The organism is Mycolicibacterium aichiense, assembly GCF_010726245.1.
Taxonomy (GTDB): domain Bacteria; phylum Actinomycetota; class Actinomycetes; order Mycobacteriales; family Mycobacteriaceae; genus Mycobacterium; species Mycobacterium aichiense.
Genome location: NZ_AP022561.1, coordinates 3,543,273 through 3,560,403 on the forward strand (window position 1 = coordinate 3,543,273; position 17,131 = coordinate 3,560,403).

14 protein-coding genes are annotated in these 17,131 nt (G+C 67.0%); 9 read left to right on the forward strand and 5 right to left on the reverse strand.

Annotation, left to right across the window (positions count from 1 at the left end; all coding sequences use genetic code 11):
- Nucleotides 1-3: 3 nt before the first annotated feature.
- Genes G6N32_RS17220 through G6N32_RS17230 form a run of 3 tightly spaced genes read left to right on the forward strand, consistent with a single transcriptional unit; the run spans nt 4 to nt 2,033 of the window.
- Nucleotides 4-495, forward strand: coding sequence for a winged helix-turn-helix transcriptional regulator (locus tag G6N32_RS17220; RefSeq protein ID WP_115320623.1), 492 nt, complete (start codon nt 4-6; stop codon nt 493-495).
- Complete coding sequence (locus tag G6N32_RS17225; RefSeq protein WP_115320624.1) at nt 492-1,304, forward strand: acyl-CoA thioesterase; 813 nt, start codon at nt 492-494, stop codon at nt 1,302-1,304. The genes G6N32_RS17220 and G6N32_RS17225 overlap by 4 nt, the downstream gene beginning before the upstream one ends.
- Complete coding sequence (locus G6N32_RS17230) at nt 1,305-2,033, forward strand: TVP38/TMEM64 family protein (RefSeq protein WP_115320625.1); 729 nt, start codon at nt 1,305-1,307, stop codon at nt 2,031-2,033.
- Here G6N32_RS17230 and G6N32_RS17235 read toward each other — a convergent pair.
- Together G6N32_RS17235 and G6N32_RS17240 are read right to left on the reverse strand one after the other, a co-directional pair.
- Nucleotides 2,030-3,187, reverse strand: coding sequence for a hypothetical protein (locus tag G6N32_RS17235; RefSeq protein WP_147292045.1), 1,158 nt, complete (start codon nt 3,185-3,187; stop codon nt 2,030-2,032). The genes G6N32_RS17230 and G6N32_RS17235 overlap by 4 nt on opposite strands.
- A gap of 122 nt (nt 3,188-3,309) precedes the next feature.
- A complete protein-coding gene (locus G6N32_RS17240) occupies nt 3,310-6,012 on the reverse strand; it encodes a helix-turn-helix transcriptional regulator (protein ID WP_115320627.1) in 2,703 nt (900 codons plus the stop codon).
- An 88-nt stretch (nt 6,013-6,100) separates the two neighbouring features.
- Between G6N32_RS17240 and G6N32_RS17245 the strand changes: the two genes are divergently transcribed.
- Nucleotides 6,101-6,487: a DUF2237 family protein gene (locus G6N32_RS17245; RefSeq protein ID WP_115320628.1), complete on the forward strand. Its 387-nt coding sequence runs from the start codon at nt 6,101-6,103 to the stop codon at nt 6,485-6,487.
- Between the two features lies 1 nt (nt 6,488).
- Here the strand turns inward: G6N32_RS17245 and G6N32_RS17250 are convergent, their stop codons facing one another.
- From G6N32_RS17250 to G6N32_RS17260, 3 genes are read right to left on the reverse strand one after another with little or no spacing between them, the layout of a single operon-like run.
- Nucleotides 6,489-7,724, reverse strand: a complete 1,236-nt coding sequence (locus tag G6N32_RS17250) for an acyl-CoA dehydrogenase family protein (protein WP_115320629.1) — start codon at nt 7,722-7,724, stop codon at nt 6,489-6,491.
- Nucleotides 7,721-8,749, reverse strand: a complete 1,029-nt coding sequence (locus G6N32_RS17255; protein WP_115320630.1) for an LLM class flavin-dependent oxidoreductase — start codon at nt 8,747-8,749, stop codon at nt 7,721-7,723. The genes G6N32_RS17250 and G6N32_RS17255 overlap by 4 nt, the downstream gene beginning before the upstream one ends.
- Nucleotides 8,746-10,059 (reverse strand): glutamine synthetase family protein, encoded by a 1,314-nt coding sequence (locus G6N32_RS17260; RefSeq protein ID WP_232077152.1) that lies wholly within the window; start codon nt 10,057-10,059, stop codon nt 8,746-8,748. The genes G6N32_RS17255 and G6N32_RS17260 overlap by 4 nt, the downstream gene beginning before the upstream one ends.
- Before the next feature lie 158 nt (nt 10,060-10,217).
- Here G6N32_RS17260 and G6N32_RS17265 point away from each other — a divergent pair, with 158 nt between their 5' ends.
- The 5 genes from G6N32_RS17265 (at nt 10,218) to G6N32_RS17285 (ending at nt 17,110) form a co-directional block, all read left to right on the forward strand.
- A complete protein-coding gene (locus G6N32_RS17265) occupies nt 10,218-11,066 on the forward strand; it encodes an ABC transporter permease (RefSeq protein ID WP_115320632.1) in 849 nt (282 codons plus the stop codon).
- Nucleotides 11,063-12,097: a taurine ABC transporter substrate-binding protein gene (locus G6N32_RS17270; RefSeq protein WP_115320633.1), complete on the forward strand. Its 1,035-nt coding sequence runs from the start codon at nt 11,063-11,065 to the stop codon at nt 12,095-12,097. Before G6N32_RS17265 ends, G6N32_RS17270 begins: the two co-directional genes overlap by 4 nt.
- Nucleotides 12,081-12,905 carry an ABC transporter ATP-binding protein gene (locus tag G6N32_RS17275; RefSeq protein WP_115320634.1) on the forward strand — a complete coding sequence of 275 codons (825 nt, stop codon included), beginning with the start codon at nt 12,081-12,083 and terminating at the stop codon, nt 12,903-12,905. Before G6N32_RS17270 ends, G6N32_RS17275 begins: the two co-directional genes overlap by 17 nt.
- The gene (locus tag G6N32_RS17280; protein ID WP_115320635.1) at nt 12,902-14,095 is read left to right on the forward strand and encodes an SfnB family sulfur acquisition oxidoreductase; all 1,194 of its coding nucleotides are present in this window, start codon (nt 12,902-12,904) and stop codon (nt 14,093-14,095) included. Before G6N32_RS17275 ends, G6N32_RS17280 begins: the two co-directional genes overlap by 4 nt.
- A gap of 153 nt (nt 14,096-14,248) precedes the next feature.
- Nucleotides 14,249-17,110, forward strand: coding sequence for an MMPL/RND family transporter (locus tag G6N32_RS17285; RefSeq protein WP_115320636.1), 2,862 nt, complete (start codon nt 14,249-14,251; stop codon nt 17,108-17,110).
- Nucleotides 17,111-17,131: the final 21 nt, after the last annotated feature.

Genomic DNA, 17,131 nt, shown 5'->3' on the forward strand with positions numbered 1-17,131 from the left:
GCTGTGACCGTCGACCGCGACCTGTTCAGTGCCGAAAACTGTTCGGTCAAGCGAGCACTGGACATCGTCGGCGAGAAGTGGACATTGCTGGTTCTGCGCGAGGCGCTGTACGGCGCCCGGCGCTTCGAGCGGTTCCAGAGCCGCATCGGCTGCCCCCGCCAGGTTCTCACCGACCGCCTGAACACGCTCGTCGCGGCGGGCGTGCTGCGGAAGGTGCCCTATCAGGAGCCCGGCCAGCGTGAGCGTCACGAGTACCGACTGACGGAGAAGGGCCGCGACCTGCTCCCGGCCGTGATCGCGTTGATGCACTGGGGCGACAAGTGGGAGGCCGACGCGGCCGGTCCACCGGTCGAGGTCGTGCACCGAGAGTGCGGCCATCCCGTCGAACTGATTCTGCGATGTCGCGACGACCACGCCCCGCTGACCGCCCATGACACAGAACCGCGGCCGGGCCCCGGCGCCCGCCCTGCCAAGACCGGAAAGACGAGTAGATGACCACCACCACGGCCCACCCCTTCGATACCGCAATCAGCCTGTCGGACAACACCAATGGAGGATATGTCGGCCAGACCACGCCGGAGTACGCGAACATGGTGGGCCCGTTCGGCGGGGTGACGGCCGCCGCGATTGTGCGGGCGATCGAGCGGCACCCGGATCGGACCGGCGAACCCATCGCGCTGACCGTCAACTATCTCGCTCCGGTGAGCGACGGCGCCTTCGATGTCGCCGTGCGTGCCGTCCGCACCAACCGGACCAACCAACACTGGATCGCCGAGGTCAGCCAGGACCGCGGAATCACCACCACGGCCACCGCGGTCTTCGGGGTCCGCCGGGATGCCTGGTCGGACACCGAACTCACGATGCCCGATGTACCCGATCCTGAAAGCACCTCGCATACAACGGTTCCCGGCCCCGTCCCGTGGATGCGCAACTATGACATGCACTATGTCGAGGGCGCTGTGCCGACCGACGCGGCAGAAAGCGCGTCGTCGACGACGACGCTCTGGGTGCGACAACGCCCGGCCCGCACGCTGGATTTCCCGGCACTGAGCGCGCTCACCGATGTCTTCTACCCACGGGTGTTCCTGCGCCGCGGCCGGATGCTGCCTGCCGGCACCATCTCGCTGACCACCTACTTCCACGTCGATGGCGCCGAACTCGCCGAGCAGGGCACCGACTACGTCCTGGCCAGCGCGCACGCCCAGCGTTTCGCCCGCGGATACTTCGATCAGACCGCGCAAATCTGGGGCCGCAGTGGGACCCTGCTGGCCACCAGCCACCAGATCGTCTACTACAAAGACTGAATGCACGACGATTCCGAACCGCCCGCAACCCGGCGGTGGCCGCACGTGCTGCGGCTCGTGCTGTTCGTCGCGGCCCTGCTGACGCTGTTCTACCTCGTTGCGGTGTCCAGGGTCATCGACCCGGCCGGTGTACGCGCCGCGGTATCGGCGGCCGGGCCCGCCGCCCCCCTGGTGTACGTCGTGGTGTCGGCGGGATTGGCCGCCGTGTTCGTTCCGGGCCCGCTGCTGGCAGCGGGCAGCGGCGTGTTGTTCGGGCCGCTGCTGGGTACGTTCGTCACTCTCGGGTCGACGGTCTTGACGGCGGTCATCGCCGCCCTGCTGGGCAGGCGAGCCGGCCGTGACAGTGCCAGAGCTCTGCTCGGCCCCGACTGGTCGGCGCGCATCGACTCCCAGATCCAGCGCCGCGGCCTGTGGGCGGTGGTGGGTCAGCGGTTCGTGCCGGGGATCTCCGATGCACTGGCGTCCTACGCATTCGGCGCGTTCGGAATGCCGTTGTGGCAGATGGCGGTTGGTGCGTTCGTCGGGTCCGCGCCGCGCGCATTCGTGTATACCGCACTGGGCGCGTCGATTTCGGACCTGTCCTCGCCGCTGGGCTATACCGCGATCGCGGTGTGGTGCGTCACCGCGATCATTGGGGCATACGCCGCCCATCGCGGCTATCGCGGCTGGCGCGGGCGGCGCGAGGGCGGGTCCCTCCCCGGGGGTGAGGAGGGACCCACTCCCGGTTAGCGGCCGCTGTGTCCGCGACCGCCCGCTTTGTGCTGGTGCTTCGGGCCGGCCGTGCCCGACTTGCCGTCGTTGCCGTCCTTCGTTGTAGTCGAAACGGAAGGCTTGTGCTGCAACGGCTTTGCCGATGCCTTGGCGTCTGTCGGCGCCTTGGTGTCGGTCGGTGCCGACGGATCCGTTTTCGGCTTTTCGGTAGCCGGCTTGTCGGTCGTCACCGTCGTCTCGGCGGTGGCCGACGCGGCGGGCAGTTCTTTGGTCTTCACCGCGGCAGCCGTCGTGATAGCGGCCGGCTTCAGGGCCGCTGCAATCTGGTGTGCCAGTGTCTGCAGAGTCGAAATGGGGCCTGCGGCGTTGAGGATGATTCCGCCGTCTGGTCCTATCGAGATTCCACTCGCGGAGAACAGTCCTCCAGCCAGCACCGACAGCCCCGGACTGACAAGAGGCCCCAGGTCGGGTCCGAAGCCGCCGTTGAGTACACCGTCGAGAATCGTGGCGGGACCGGTGAGAATGGCGTTGACGACCTGACGCGGGTCGCCGGTGCGGACAGCGTCGATGACGTTTTGGGTGGCGGCGCCGGCAGCCCCCAGGCCGCTGATCACCGGTCCGAGTAAGCCGACGACGTAGAGTCCATCCTGCAGTGGATCCCGGAATACCCCGGCAACGTTGATCAGGTTCTGAACGGGCTGGGTGACGAACTGCTCGACGGCGGGCAGCAGGTTTATCAACGGCAGGCCCACTGCCACAGGGACGGTCAGCAGAGCGTTGGTTGCCGCCTCCACATTGCCCGCCGCAAGCGAGGTAAGCACCGTCTTCACCAGGTCGGGTGACGTCTTGGTCAGCGCGGTGAATAGTCCGTTGCCCGCGTCGCCCAAGGCCGTCCCGAGCGCGCTGAGGCTCGCGGTCTGGTTCGCGACGATCTGTTTCAGCACCTCACCGGGGTCGGCCGCGTCGACAAGGGCCTGAAGGTTGGTACGCGCCGCCTCGAAGACCTCTCTGTAGGAGTCGATCGGGCTGACTGCCGCCGCGAGGCTCGCGTCGAAATGGAGCGCGGGCAGATGAAGGGCAGGCACCGGTGGAGCGATCGGCGAGGCGGCGATGACGCCGGCGCCGAGCAGCGCCACACCCGCCGTGACGGAAGAACGAACAGCTCGTTGCATGAGATATCCCGAGAAGTTGAGGTTGTACTGACATTCGGAACCTACTGCTGGGTAAGTTCGGCCTGCCATCGCACAAATTGATGAGATCGTCAGCGGGACCCCGCCGGGCTGTGCCTACGAAATCAGTTGCGCCCGACCGCTTTGGCATTCATGGCGTTGGCGAGCTGCACCCGCGAACGAACTCCCATCTTGCGGAACACCGCACGTAGATGGGTGTTCACCGTATGGACCGACACACCGAGAGCGGACGCTACGGATTGATTGGTGTGGCCCTCACTCACCAGCTGGGCGACCCGCTCCTCGGCCCTGGTCAGGCTCTCCCCGCTGCCGGTGAATGCACCAGCCCTGCTCAAGTTGCGCTCGACACCGGGCAGATAGAAGTTCGCTCCGAGCTCGGCATAGAGGTCCCACGCTTCGGTCAACGCCGCCACCGCGGTGTGCCGGTCACCTTGGTCGACCAGGACGGCACCGTAATCGGCCAGCGCTCCCGCCAACAAGAACGAGCGCGGCGACTCACGAAGGATCTTGACCGCGCTGCGTAGCGTCCCCGCGTCGCCGGTGACGAATCCCTCGACCTGCAGCGCCACGCCCTCGAAGCTGGCGACACCGGGATTGCGTTCGGCAGCGATCCCCGCACGTTCGACTGTCTGCCAAGCGAATTCGTCGTCGGCGGCGGCTATCGCGATGCCCGCTTGTACACGTAGCAGCTCGGGGCTCCTCGGCCACCAGGACCTCGACTGCGCCAATGAGTCCATCAGCGGCTTGAGGATTCGCACACTGTCCTCGAATCGGCCTTCGGCTCCGGCGATTCGGCCTTTGATCAACAGGGTCGGAGCCTTGCGGAAGGCGTCGTCGGCCTGTCTGGTCTTTTCGGCGGGCCGAAGCCGTTCCCGGGCCAGTGCGAGATCACCGCGGATCACCGCGACGACACTGCCGATCAGCCAGGCCTCGAATTTGTGGACATAGGTGCCCATGTCGTCACAGAGGCGGATCACCGTCATGGCGCCGGCGTCGGCTTCGACGAATCGTCCGAGCTTGAAGTCCTGCAGGAGTTGAGCGAAGACCAGAGACGGCAGGCTGTGGTCGTGGAGCTGATGTACACGAGCGAGCAGTTCCTCGGCCTCCTCGAAGCGGTCGAGCTGCTGCAGCGCCAGGACCTCGCCGGCCAGGTAGGTCGTCCCGCCCAGCGCGCGCAGGGCGCGATAGTGCCTGCGGGCCGACCCGTGTCGGCCCTCGGCGGTGCCGGCTTCGGCGAGGGCCTTCACGGCCAGCAGTTGAGTTCGCTCATCGCCGAGTGCACGCCCGCGAGCCAGGGCGGCCTCGGCGGCGTCGGTGGCCGCCGCGGCCGTCCCGGCGCGAGTGAGCACCAGAGCCTCCACCGCGGCGAGACGGGCCTGCATCTGCGGCGACACCGCGGGATGGTCCTGAACCTCGACGATCCGGCGGTCTATTTCACCAAGCTGACCCATCAACCACAGTCCCTGAGCGGCAAGCGATTGCAGGCGAGCTCGCGCTTCGATGTCAGATGTCTCCATCAGTAGCGCATCGATGACCGCGACGGCGTCGTTGCCACGCTCGGCGCGGATGAGAACCTCGGCGCACTGTTCGCCGACCTCCAGACGCCGCGGGTCCTCGGCATCGAGCAATCCGAATGCCTCCACGATCAGCGGCGCGGCCACCGAGGGCATGGTCAGCGACGTCTGCGCAGCGGCACCCCGGAGGATTTCCACCACCTCATGATCGCCGGCCCGGGCGGCGGCGCGGGCGTGCGGCGCTGCCGCGACCACTCCCCTGCCCGACGCCACCAGATATCGGGCACATCGCAGATGCAGAGCGCGGCGAACCGCCGCGGGAACGGTCTCGTAGACCGCTTCCCGGATCAGATCGTGGGCGAATGCGATGTGGTCGCGATCTTCGGCCAGCAGGCCGCGGCCGTGAGCTTCACGCCGCTGCGCCGTGATCGCCACAATGGACCGGCCGGCGAGCAACTCGGTGGCGTCGGACAGGTCCAGCGGCCGGCCCCACACGGCCGCGAGTTCGACCAGCTCGGCGGTGCCGTCACTGAGCGAGCGCAAGCGGCTGTCGATCGCATCGGCGAACGCCGGCGGGATGTCGTCGGTCTCCGCCCCGGCACTGCGCGCTGCGGCCACCCCCGACAGCAGCTGCACCGCCAGGAAAGGATTGCCGCCCAACGCATGCAGGCGTCGATGTGTCAGGCCTTCGGCGGGGCCACCCAGGTAGTCGCGCGCCAGTGCGTCCAGCTCGGCGTCGGTCAGCGGCCCCAGCTCCACGTCGTGCCGGTCCACGTCGTCCAGCGCACCGGCGGGCTGGGGACCGACCTCACGGCTGGCGGTCAGCCAGACCACCGGAGCCTCGGCGAGACGGGCGGGAAGCGTGTCGAGGGCGAATCGGGTGACCGGGTCGGCCCACTGCGCGTCGTCGATGACGATCAGGACGGGACTGCGCACCGAGATGTCGGCGAGCAGCGAAGCGATGCGGTCGACGAGCCACACCGGCTGGTGATGCACGGGCGCGAGGTCGGCGAAGGTCTCGGCTCCCACCAACGGCTGCGAGCCGGACCGCAGCGCGACCAGCAGCGGGGCACCTGCCGAGATCTGATCCAATTCCTCGGCCTTACCGAAGCCGACGGCGAAACCGGCCGCGGCCGCCTGCCGGGCGACCGCCTGCAGCATCGTGCTCTTACCGATGCCGGGCTCGCCGCGCAGCCGGATCACAGCGCCTTGTCGCACGTCACCGGCCCGCCGCAGCAATGTCGCCACGGCAGCGAGTTCGGCGTTTCGGCCTCTCAGGACGGGTCGTGGCATCGACGGCCCGACCCGGTGCAACTTGTCATTTCCTCTAACAACCCCCGATGAGCCGCGTCGCTTCCCGCGCCACGGGATACTGGCTCACATGGCTGATCGCAACGTCCTGGGCGGCCCCCTCGAACCCTGCGGAACCGATCCCATGACGGGTTTCTACCGCGACGGCTGCTGTTCCACCGGCCCGGAGGACGCCGGCAGTCACACCATCTGCGCGGTGGTGACCGCCGAATTCCTCGCCCATCAGCGCTCGATAGGCAATGACCTGTCGACCCCGATGCCGCAGTATCGGTTTCCCGGTCTGACGCCCGGTGACCGGTGGTGTGTCACAGCGCTGAACTGGCTACGCGCCCACACCGACGGGCATGCTGCGCCGGTCGTGCTGGCCTGCACTCACGAGCGGACGCTGGACGTGGTGCCGCTGGAGACTCTGCAGGAGTACGCGGTCGACGTGCCCGACGACCTGGGCGCGCTGTAGCTCAGAAGTAACCGTTGGCGGGCGGCCACGCCCCATTGACCGCGTAGTTGCCCGCCGCGTGCGCCTTGTACGCCAGCGGGTTGTGCGTGGAGACGGTTCGGACGTTGCGCCAGTGCCGATCCAGGTTCAACGCGCGAGCGGTGGCCGAGGCCCCACCGGTGTCGAAGATCCGCTCCGCAGCCGCCAGGGTCAGCCGCTCGGCGACCAGCTGCGCCTCGGCGACCACGATCGCCACCCGGGCCAGTTCGTCCGCGTCGTCGATACGACCGGAGTCCACCACTGTGTCGAGGGCGTCGGCGGCATGGAGGACCAGCGCCTCGGCGGCGGACGCGTTCGCGGCGATCTCACCGACCGCGTGCAGTGTGAACGGATCGCCGGTGGCGGTGTCGGCCAGCGAATGCGACGCCGGACGCGCCTTGTTCTGCACGTACCAGACGGCGTCGTCGCGGGCCGCCGCCGCGATGCCCGCGGCCACCGCCGCCAGATACAACTGCAGGAACGCCGTGCTCTGACCCAGGTGCCTGCCGTCGGACACCGTGATCACCTCGTGTGGGCGGACCTCCACGTTGGTGAATCGGGTTCCACCGCTGGCGGTGGTGCGCTGCCCGAAGCCCTCCCAGTCGTCGTACAGCTCCACGCCGTCGCGCCCGGCGGGCACGATCGCCTGCACGTCGCGACCCTCGGCATCATTGGCTGAGACCGCGATCAGATCGGCGAAAAGCGTTCCGGTGGAATAGAACTTGTAGCCGTTGAGCCGTAGCACTCCGGCACCGTCGGCGAGCAGTGTGGTGTCCGCGCCCGACGGGGTCTTGCCTTTGGCGTCGGTGATCGCATTGCCGACGATCACGCCGGCATTGACGCGCGGAAACCACTCGTCGCGGTCAGCCTCGGTGGCACGGTTACTCAGCAACCGCTCGGCAAACCCGAAATGCGGCCGAAGTGCCTGTGCCACATTGGAGCTGCCTCGGGCGATCCGGATGACGGCGGTCAGCACATCGCGTACCGAGCCGCCGGGTCCCCCGTGGCGGGCAGGCACCCGCAGCGCCAAGGCACCGGTTCGGCGGATCGCATCGACAGCGTCGTATTGCAGAACCCGGTCGCGTTCGGCGGCAGCATCGGTGTGGCGGAGGTCGTCGACCACGTCGGCGAGCCGCCCTAGCCGCTCCGCCGTTGTCCCGCCGTGCGGTTCGGTGGTGAATCTCGGGCGCGGCGCCACCGGGCGGGGATTCTCGCTCATCCTTCTCCTCGGTAATGGCTGATGATCTTGTCGGCGAACCGGTCGAGTTCGGTGTCGATCGGCTGGAACTGCAACATGAACAGCTCGATCCCGGCTGCGTGGAAGGCATCGATGCGCTCGATGACCTGCTCGTAGCTGCCGACCAGACCGGCCAGCGTCCCGCCGTTGGAACCGACGCGCTTGCTGCCGGCGAGCACCTGGTACATCGCCGTGTTGGGATCGGTGCCGCTGGAGATCTCCGGCCGCGACTCGGCGTCGATCAGTGCTTGCAGGTGCGCCGCCTCGGCGTGCGCCTCGGCCTCGGTGGGCCGGGCAATCACAAAGGCGGACAACCCGAATCGCAGCGGTCCGCGATCACGAGGACGGGCGCGCAGATCCTCGATGAGCGCGACGGTGTCGGCGATCGGCCTGCCGTTGATGAAGTACACATCACCGTGGGAGGCGCCCAGCGCCCGGCCCGGCTCCGACTCGCCGCCGATGTACACCGGCGGAACGTCTTTGGGCACCGGCCGCACCAAGGCCTGCTGTCCGCCCTGCTGTCCCCCGATCCCCACATGCTGACCGCTCCACAGCTCCAGGACGGTGTCCAGCCACTGCCGGGTGTAGGCGTACCGGTCGTCATGAGCCAGCGGATCGACGCCCAATGCCTCGAGTTCGGGCAGGAACCAGCCGGTGACCACGTTGATCGACAACCGGCCGCCCGCGATGTCGGCGATGTTGGCGGCGAGCTTGGCGAACACCAACGGGTTGAACAACAGCGGCTTGATCGCCCCGATCAGCTCGATCCGGTCGGTGGCTTCAGCCAGACCGGCCAGCGTGGACCAGGTTTCCAGCACATCGTTCTCGGTGTCACTGGGATGAATCACATGCTGGGCCACCAACGTCGCGTCGAATCCCCGACTTTCGGCATGCACCAGCAGGTCGCGGGTGCGCCGGTAACTGGCGTCCGGAAGATCGTCGGGGTGGGTGCGTGCACCGTGGTTGCCGTAGACCGGCGCCCACACCCCGAAGCGCGGCCCGCTCATGAGGTGGTCAGGTAGCGTTGACGCTCCCAGTCACTGACGTGGGCCGTGTAGGCCTGCCATTCGCTGCGGGCGATGGAGATGAAGTCGAGCACCGAGTCCCGGCCCAGGATCTCCAGGATCGTGTCGTCCTGTGCCGCCAACGCCAGCGACGTACCGAGTGAGTCCGGCAGTGGAGACCCCTTGCCGTACAGGTTGCCTGTCCCGGCTGCCGCCGGCGGGCGGCCGGCTTCCAGGCCGGCCACCACCGCCGCCAGCGCCGAGGCGATCAGCCAGTACGGGTTGGCATCTGAAGCGCCCGAACGCAATTCGATGCGGCTGGCGCTCGGGGGATCCTCGACGAGTGAACGGATGGCCGCGCTGCGGTTGTCCCGGCTCCAGTTCACCGTGTCGGGAGCGAACGAGTCAGGCGTGTAGCGGCGGTACGAGTTGACCGAGTGCGCCCCGAACAAGGCGATCGACGGCAGGTGCTCGAGTAGGCCGGCGATCGCGAGCAGGGCAAGTTCGCCCTCTTCGCCGTCCACCGAGGCGAAGGCCGGTTCGTCGTCGCGCCACAGCGAGATGTGCAGGTGCGCAGAGCTTCCCGAGTGCTCCGAGAACGGCTTGGGCATGAAGCTGGCCACCTTGCCGTGCTTGCGGGCCACCTCCTTGGTGGCGTACTTCAGCCGGGCGCCGTCGTCGGCCGCGGCCAGGGCGTCGGTGTAGACCAGGTTGGCCTCCACTTGACCCGGGCCGTATTCGGTCTGGATGCCTTCCAAGCGGGTGAATGCGCCGAGCGTGTTGTGCAGGTCGGAGAGCAGCGGATCCAGCCCGTTGGCGTTCTCCAGAGAGTAGGCGTGAATGTCGTCCTGAATCGGTGAGCCGTCGGTATTCAGCAGATAGAACTCGAACTCGACGCCCACCTTCGCGGTGAAGCCCAGTGACCCCAGTCGCGCGATCACCCGGCGGAGGGCCCCGCGCGGATCGAGCAGCGAGGGTGTGCCGTCCGGGCGGACGATGTCGGAGATCACGTGCCCGACCCCGGTGCGCCACGGCAGCGGCCTGTAGGTCGAGAAATCGGGGATCGCATGGACGTCGGGATAGCCGTCGTCCCAGTTGGTCAGCCGCAGCCCGTCGATCACCGTGCCGTCGGTGTTCCAGCCGAGGGCGGCCTCACAGAACGCGAACCCGTGCTTGGCACGGTCGATGAACTGCTGTGCGGGGATCCGCTTTCCGGCCGCGTGACCGAACGGATCGCTCCAGGCGACCTCGATCTCGGTCAGCGAGCCGTCGTGCAGGCCGCGCAGCAGCTCGGACTCGGCGTCCTGCGTCACGGTGGGGCCTCCTGAGGTTCGACGGGTGGCCCACACCCTCCCCCGGACTACCGGCGGAGCAACAGATTTAACGTCGGCGTGAGCGCAACCATCGAGACTTTGACTCGCGCTGAGCGCAGACATTCACAGAATGTTGACGCCCGCGCAAAGGTGTTCGAATGTCTGTCTTCGTCGACGTCGCACCGGACGGGGCCACCGATTCCCGGGCGGGGAACCGGTGGCCGTCCTGGGTGACCCGGCTCGGCCTGCCGTCGTTGTCGCTGCTGGTGTTCTTCATCGTCTGGCAGCTGGCCGCGGCCAGTGAGATCTGGAACCAGACATTCGTCCCGTACCCGAGCACGGTGTGGCATGCCTTCATCGACGTCTCGACCATCCACGACGGCACCCGCGGGTACGCCGGCTACCTGCTCTGGGAGCACCTGTACATGACGCTGCGCCGGGTGGCCGCCGGGGTCGTGATCGGTGTGGCGGCGGGGGTCACCCTCGGTCTGCTCATGGGCTCCATCCCCTGGGTGCGCAGCGTGCTCGAGCCGTGGCTGACCTTCCTACGCGCGCTGCCCCCGCTGGCCTACTTCTTTTTGCTCGTCATCTGGCTCGGCATCGACGAGGCGCCCAAGGTCACGCTGCTGGCACTGGCGGCCTTGCCCCCCGCGGCCGTCGCCACCACCGCGGCCGTCGTCGCGGTTCCGGTCAGCTTGGTGGAAGCAGCCCGCGCGCTTGGGGCCTCACGCCGGGATGTCGTGCGCGACATCGTGATCCCGTCGGCGCTGCCGGAGACCTTCACCGGAATCCGGCTGGCCGTCGGCATGGCGTACTCGTCGGTGGTCGCCGCCGAACTGTTCAACGGCATCCCCGGTATCGGCGGCCTGGTCAAGGACGCCAGTAACTACAACAACACCCCCGTCGTGCTGGTCGGCATCTTCGCGATCGGCATCTCGGGGCTCGTGATCGACGGTCTGCTGCGCACTGTCGAGCGTCGCGCCGTCCCCTGGAGAGGAAAGGTATGACCTACAAAAAGTTCATCACCCTGGCTGCCGCCGCCATCACCATGATCAGCATGGCAGGCTGCTCGGTTGATCACTCGAATTCGCAGGCGGGCAAGCCCACGCTGCGCCTCGGCTACCAGACCTTCCCCAGCGGTGATCTGATCGTGAAGAACAACCGGTGGCTGGAGGACGCGCTGCCGGACTACAACATCAAGTGGGTGAAGTTCGACTCCGGCGCCGACGTCAACACGGCGTTCATCGCCAAGGAACTGGACTTTGGCGCGCTGGGGTCCAGCCCCGTCGCCCGCGGACTGTCTGCGCCACTGAACATCCCGTACAGCGTGGCGTTCGTTCTGGACGTCGCCGGTGACAACGAGGCTCTGGTGGCCCGCAACGGAAGCGGCATCAACGCGATCGCCGACCTCAAGGGCAAGCGGGTGGCCACTCCGTTCGCCTCGACCGCGCACTACAGTCTGCTGGCCGCGCTGGCCCAAAATGGCCTGTCGCCCAGCGATGTTCAGTTGATCGATCTGCAGCCACAGGCGATTCTGGCGGCATGGGAACGTGGTGATATCGAAGCCGCATACACCTGGTTGCCGACGTTGGATCAGCTCCGCAAAACCGGCAAGGATCTGATCACCAGTCGCCAGCTGGCCACCGACGGCAAGCCGACCCTGGACCTCGGTGTGGTGTCGAACCAGTTCGCCAAGGACCATCCTGAAGTCGTCGACATCTGGCGCAAGCAGGAGGCCAGGGCGCTGACCGTCATCCACAGCGATCCGGCCGCCGCCGCGAAAGCCATTGCCGCCGAGATCGGTTTGTCGCCGGCTGATGTCGAAGGTCAGCTCAAGCAGGGTGTGTACCTGACGCCGCAAGAGGTGGCATCCCCGCAGTGGCTGGGCAGCCAGGGCAATCCCGGCAACATCGCAACGAACCTGCAGAGCGCGTCGCAGTTCCTTGCCGAGCAGAAGCAGATCCCGACGGCCGCTCCCCTGACGACATTCCAGAACGCCATCTACACGCAGGGGCTACCAAATGTCATCGCCCAGTAGGGCGACGGTGCCTGCCCCGGTATCGGCGTCGCACACCGACGGCGGCATCCGCGTTCGCGGCGTCGAGCACCGGTACGGCACCACGACGGCGCTGGGGCCGCTGGATCTCGACGTCGAGCCCGGCTCGTTTCTGGTTTTGGTCGGCGCATCGGGGTGCGGGAAGAGCACCCTGCTGCGGCTGATCGCCGGCTTCGAATCACCCAGCGGCGGTGAGCTGACGGTGGCGGGCCGGCGCCCGGTCCCGGGCCAGACAGCCGGCGTGGTGTTCCAGCAGCCGCGGCTGTTTCCGTGGCGCACCGTCGGCGGCAATGTGGAACTGGCATTGAAGTACGCAGGCACCCCACGCGAGCGGCGGCCCGAGCGGCGCGACGAATTGCTCAGCAGGGTCGGCCTGAAAGACATTGCGCACCGCAAGATCTGGGAGATCAGCGGCGGTCAGCAGCAGCGTGTCGCGATCGCGCGGGCGCTGGCCTCCGAACGGTCGGAAACCTCCCTGCTGCTGCTCGACGAGCCGTTCGCAGCGCTCGACGCACTGACCCGGGAGCGGCTGCAGGAGGACGTCCGCCAGGTCAGCGCGGAGTCCGGCCGCACCACCGTATTCGTGACGCACAGTGCCGACGAGGCCGCGTTCCTGGGATCGCGCATCGTGGTGCTCACCCACCGTCCGGGCCGCGTCGCCCTGGACCTGTCGGTGGACCTGCCCCGCAGCGGGATCGACGCCGAGGAACTGCGCCGCAGCTCCGAATACGTTCGGCTGCGCCAGGAGGTCAGTCGAGCGGTCAAGGCAGCGGCGGTCGAGCCGGCATGACCGCGATCTCTGCCTGTCCGGTCCTCTCGGAGACATCTGCGATCACGGTGGCCGCCGAACTCGCCGCCGACTTCGCCAGCGGCGCTGCGGGCCGGGACCGCGACCGCGAGTTGCCGTTCGCCGAGATCGACCGGCTCTCTGCCAGCGGCCTGCTGGCCATCACGGTGCCCGCCGCCTATGGCGGGGCGGGACTGCCGGCCAGTGCGGTCGCCGAGGTGGTCCGCATCCTGGCGACCGGGGATCCGAACATCGCCCAGATCCCGCACAGTCATTTCGTGTACATCAATCTGCTGCGACTGGCCGGGTCGGACGATCAACTACGGCACCACGCGGCCCTGATCCTGCGCGGCGCACGAATCGCCAACGCACAATCCGAACGCAGCAGCGCGACGGTCGCCGATATCGCGACCACCGTCCGGCCCGACGGCGGCCGGTTCCGAATCGACGGCGCCAAGTACTACTGCACCGGCTCGCTGTTCGCTGACACGCTGGCGGTGCTGACCCGTCTTGACGACCCGGACGGTGACAGCGGCTTGGCCGACGGTCACTACGTCGCCTTCCTGCCCGCCGACACCCCCGGAGTGCGAATCGTCGACGATTGGCAGGCGTTGGGCCAGCGGACCACCGCCAGCGGCACGGTCATCTTCGACGGCGTTGTCGTCGAGCAGTCCGCGCTTGTCCCACGTGCTCCCGCGGTCAGCGTCCCGACCGGGTACGGGGCGTTCGCGCAGCTGTTGCACGCCGCGATCGACACCGGCATCGCCAGGGGCGCGTTGGCGGCGGCCGCGTCCTTCGTTCGGGACAAGAGCAGGCCGTGGTTCGAGGCCGGGGTGGCGCACGCCGCCGACGATCCCCTGCTGATCCAGCGGTTCGGCGAACTGGCGGTTGCTGTTCAGGCCGCCGAGGCCGCGCTCGCGGTCGCGGGCGCCAAGGTCGACGACGCGCCCCCGGCCGAGGCCTCGCTGGCCGTCGCGGGCGCCAAAATCCTGGCCGACAACGCCGCCAACGAGGTGTCCGGCGCGCTGTTCGAGGTCGGCGGAACCCGTAGCGCGGCGGCAGAGCTCAATCTGGATCATTTTTGGCGCAATGCCCGTACCCACACGCTGCACGACCCGGTGCGGTGGAAGTACCAGCACCTCGGCCGCGCGGTCCTGCACGGGACGCCGCCGCCATTGCATTCAGCGATCTGAATCGGCCCCGCGGCGGTCCCGGCAGCGGCTGGAACGCCGTTACCGACCTCACACAGGAAGCCCGCAGTCTGGTATGACTATCTAAGTATTTTTGCCGCACGGGAGGATTAGCACCGAGGTGCCCAGCTGGGGCGTTGAGCCGAAGGGGGCCTGGTGAGCACCCCTATCGAAGAACGCGTGATCCACGACGAGCCGCCGCAGCGCGCGGCGCTGGCCAAGTGGATCCGCCGCTTGGCGGTGCCGATCATCCTGGGTTGGCTCGGGCTGATCGTGGTTCTGAACGTCTCGGTTCCGCAGCTGGAAGCGGTCGGCAAGCTGCGAGCGGTGTCGATGTCGCCGAAGGAGGCGCCGTCGGTCATCGCGATGATGCGCTCGGGCAAGGTCTTCGAGGAATCCGACTCCGACAGTTCGGCGATGATCGTGCTGGAAGGCGATCAGCCCCTCGGCGATGACGCGCACCGCTTCTACAACGAGATGATCGCCGCGCTGCGGGCCGACACCACGCACGTGCAGCACATCCAGGACTTCTGGGGTGATCCGCTCACCGAAGCCGGGGCGTTGAGCGCCGACTCGAAAGCCGTTTACGTCCAGGTGGCGCTCGCCGGAAATATGGGCGAGACGCTGGGCAATGATTCGGTGGAGGCGGTCCAGAAGATCGTCAAGGGCTTGTCACCGCCGCCGGGCGTCAAGGTCTTCGTGACCGGCGGCCCCGCGCTGCAGGCCGACCAGCAGCATGCCGGTGACAAGAGCATCCGGATCATCGAGCTGACCACCATCGGCGTGATCGTCATCATGCTGTTGTTCTTCTATCGATCGTTCATCACCGTCGGACTGGTCCTGGTGATGCTGATCTTGGGCCTGACGGTGACCCGCGGTGCCGTCGCCTTCTTGGGCTACCACAACCTCATCGGCCTATCGCCGTTCGCGACACAGCTATTGGTGACATTGGCGATAGCGGCGACAACGGACTATGCGATCTTCCTGATCGGGCGATATCAAGAGGCCAGATCAGTCGGCGAGAGCCGCGAAGACGCCTACTACACGATGTACCACGGCACAGCGCACGTGGTGCTCGGCTCGGGCATGACGATCGCCGGCGCGACGTTCTGCCTGTCCTTCACCAGACTGCCGTACTTCAAGTCGCTCGGTGTTCCGCTGGCTGTCGGCATGGTGGTCGCCGTGGTGTCGGCGTTGACCCTCGGCGCGGCGATCGTCACGGTGGCCAGCCGGTTCGGGCTGCTCGAACCCAAACGGGCGATGCGGATTCGGTTCTGGCGTCGCCTCGGGGCGGCCGTCGTGCGCTGGCCCGCGGCCATCCTCTTCTCGACGGTGATGATCGCCTTGATCGGGTTGATCACGTTGCCGGGCTACCAGCCGAACTACAACGACAGGAAGTATCTACCCGCGGACCTGCCGGCCAACGAGGGCTTCGCCGCCGCCGAGCGACACTTTCCCATCGCCCGGATGAATCCCGAGATGCTGCTGCTGGAAACCGACCAGGATGTGCGCAACTCGGCTGACTTCCTGGTGATCGAGAAGATCAGCAAGGCGATCGCCAAGGTGCCGGGGATCGGCCGGGTTCAATCGATCACACGCCCCGCCGGTAAACCGTTGAAATACAGCACGATTCCGTCGCAGATGAGCATGGGCGGCACCAACCAGACGATGAACCGGTCATACATGCAGGAGCGGATGGCCGACATGCTGGTTCAGGGCGAGCAGATGCAAGACACCATCAACACGATGACGCAGATGATCGCGCTGATGCAGGAATTGAGCGGCGTCACTCACGACATGGTGGGCAAGACCGACAAGACGGCGCAGGATATCGCGGAGTTGCGTGACCACATCTCCGACTTCGACGACTTCTTCCGCCCGATCCGCAGCTACCTGTACTGGGAGCCGCACTGCTACGACATTCCGCTGTGCTGGTCGACCCGGTCGGTCTTCGACACTCTCGACGGCGTGGACAAGATGACCGACGACATCCAGCAACTGTTGCCGGACATGCATGCGCTCGATGCCGTTATGCCGCAAATGATTCCGCTGATGAACTCGTCGATCGAGTCGATGAAGACCATGCGCATCATGATGCTGACCCAGCAGGCCACCCAGGCCGGGCAGCAGGATCAGCAGGCAGCTTTGAGCGAGAACCAGGCAGCGATGGGCGCCGCTTTCAATGATTCACTGAACGACGACACGTTCTACCTGCCGCCGGAGATATTCGACAACGACGAATTCAAGCGCGGCATCAAGAATTTCATCTCCCCCAACGGCCACGCCGTCCGGTTCATCATCTCCCACGAGGACGACCCGCTGTCGGCTGACGGCATCAACCGCATAGACGCCATCAAGAACGCCGTCTTCGAAGCCATCAAGGGCACACCGCTGGAAGGCTCGAAGGTCTACCTCGGTGGCACCGCATCGGCCTTCAAGGACATGCAGGAGGGCAACAAGTACGACCTGTTGATCGCCGGTGTCGCGGCACTGTCGCTGATCTTCATCATCATGCTCCTGATCACCCGGGCCATCGTGGCCGCGGCGGTGATCGTGGGCACCGTCGTGCTGTCGCTCGGGGCGTCATTCGGGTTGTCGGTGCTGTTATGGCAGCACATCCTGGGCATCGAGCTGCAGTTCATGGTCATGGCGATGGCCGTGATCATCTTGTTGGCGGTCGGCGCCGACTACAACCTGCTTCTGGTCGCCCGGATGAAAGAAGAGATACCGGCCGGCATCAACACCGGCATCATCCGGGCGATGGGCGGCAGCGGATCGGTGGTGACCGCGGCGGGCCTGGTGTTTGCCTTCACCATGATCTCGATGTCGGTGAGCGCCATGGTCGTGGTGGCCCAGGTGGGCACGACGATCGGGCTCGGCCTGCTGTTCGACACCCTGGTGGTGCGCGCATTCATGACGCCGGCGATCGCAGCGCTGATGGGGCCGTGGTTCTGGTGGCCGCAAATCGTTCGGCCCAAACCGCTGTCGAAGCGTCCGCACGGTCAATTGCTGCGCTAGCTGTCTCCGGTTCTGCTATGA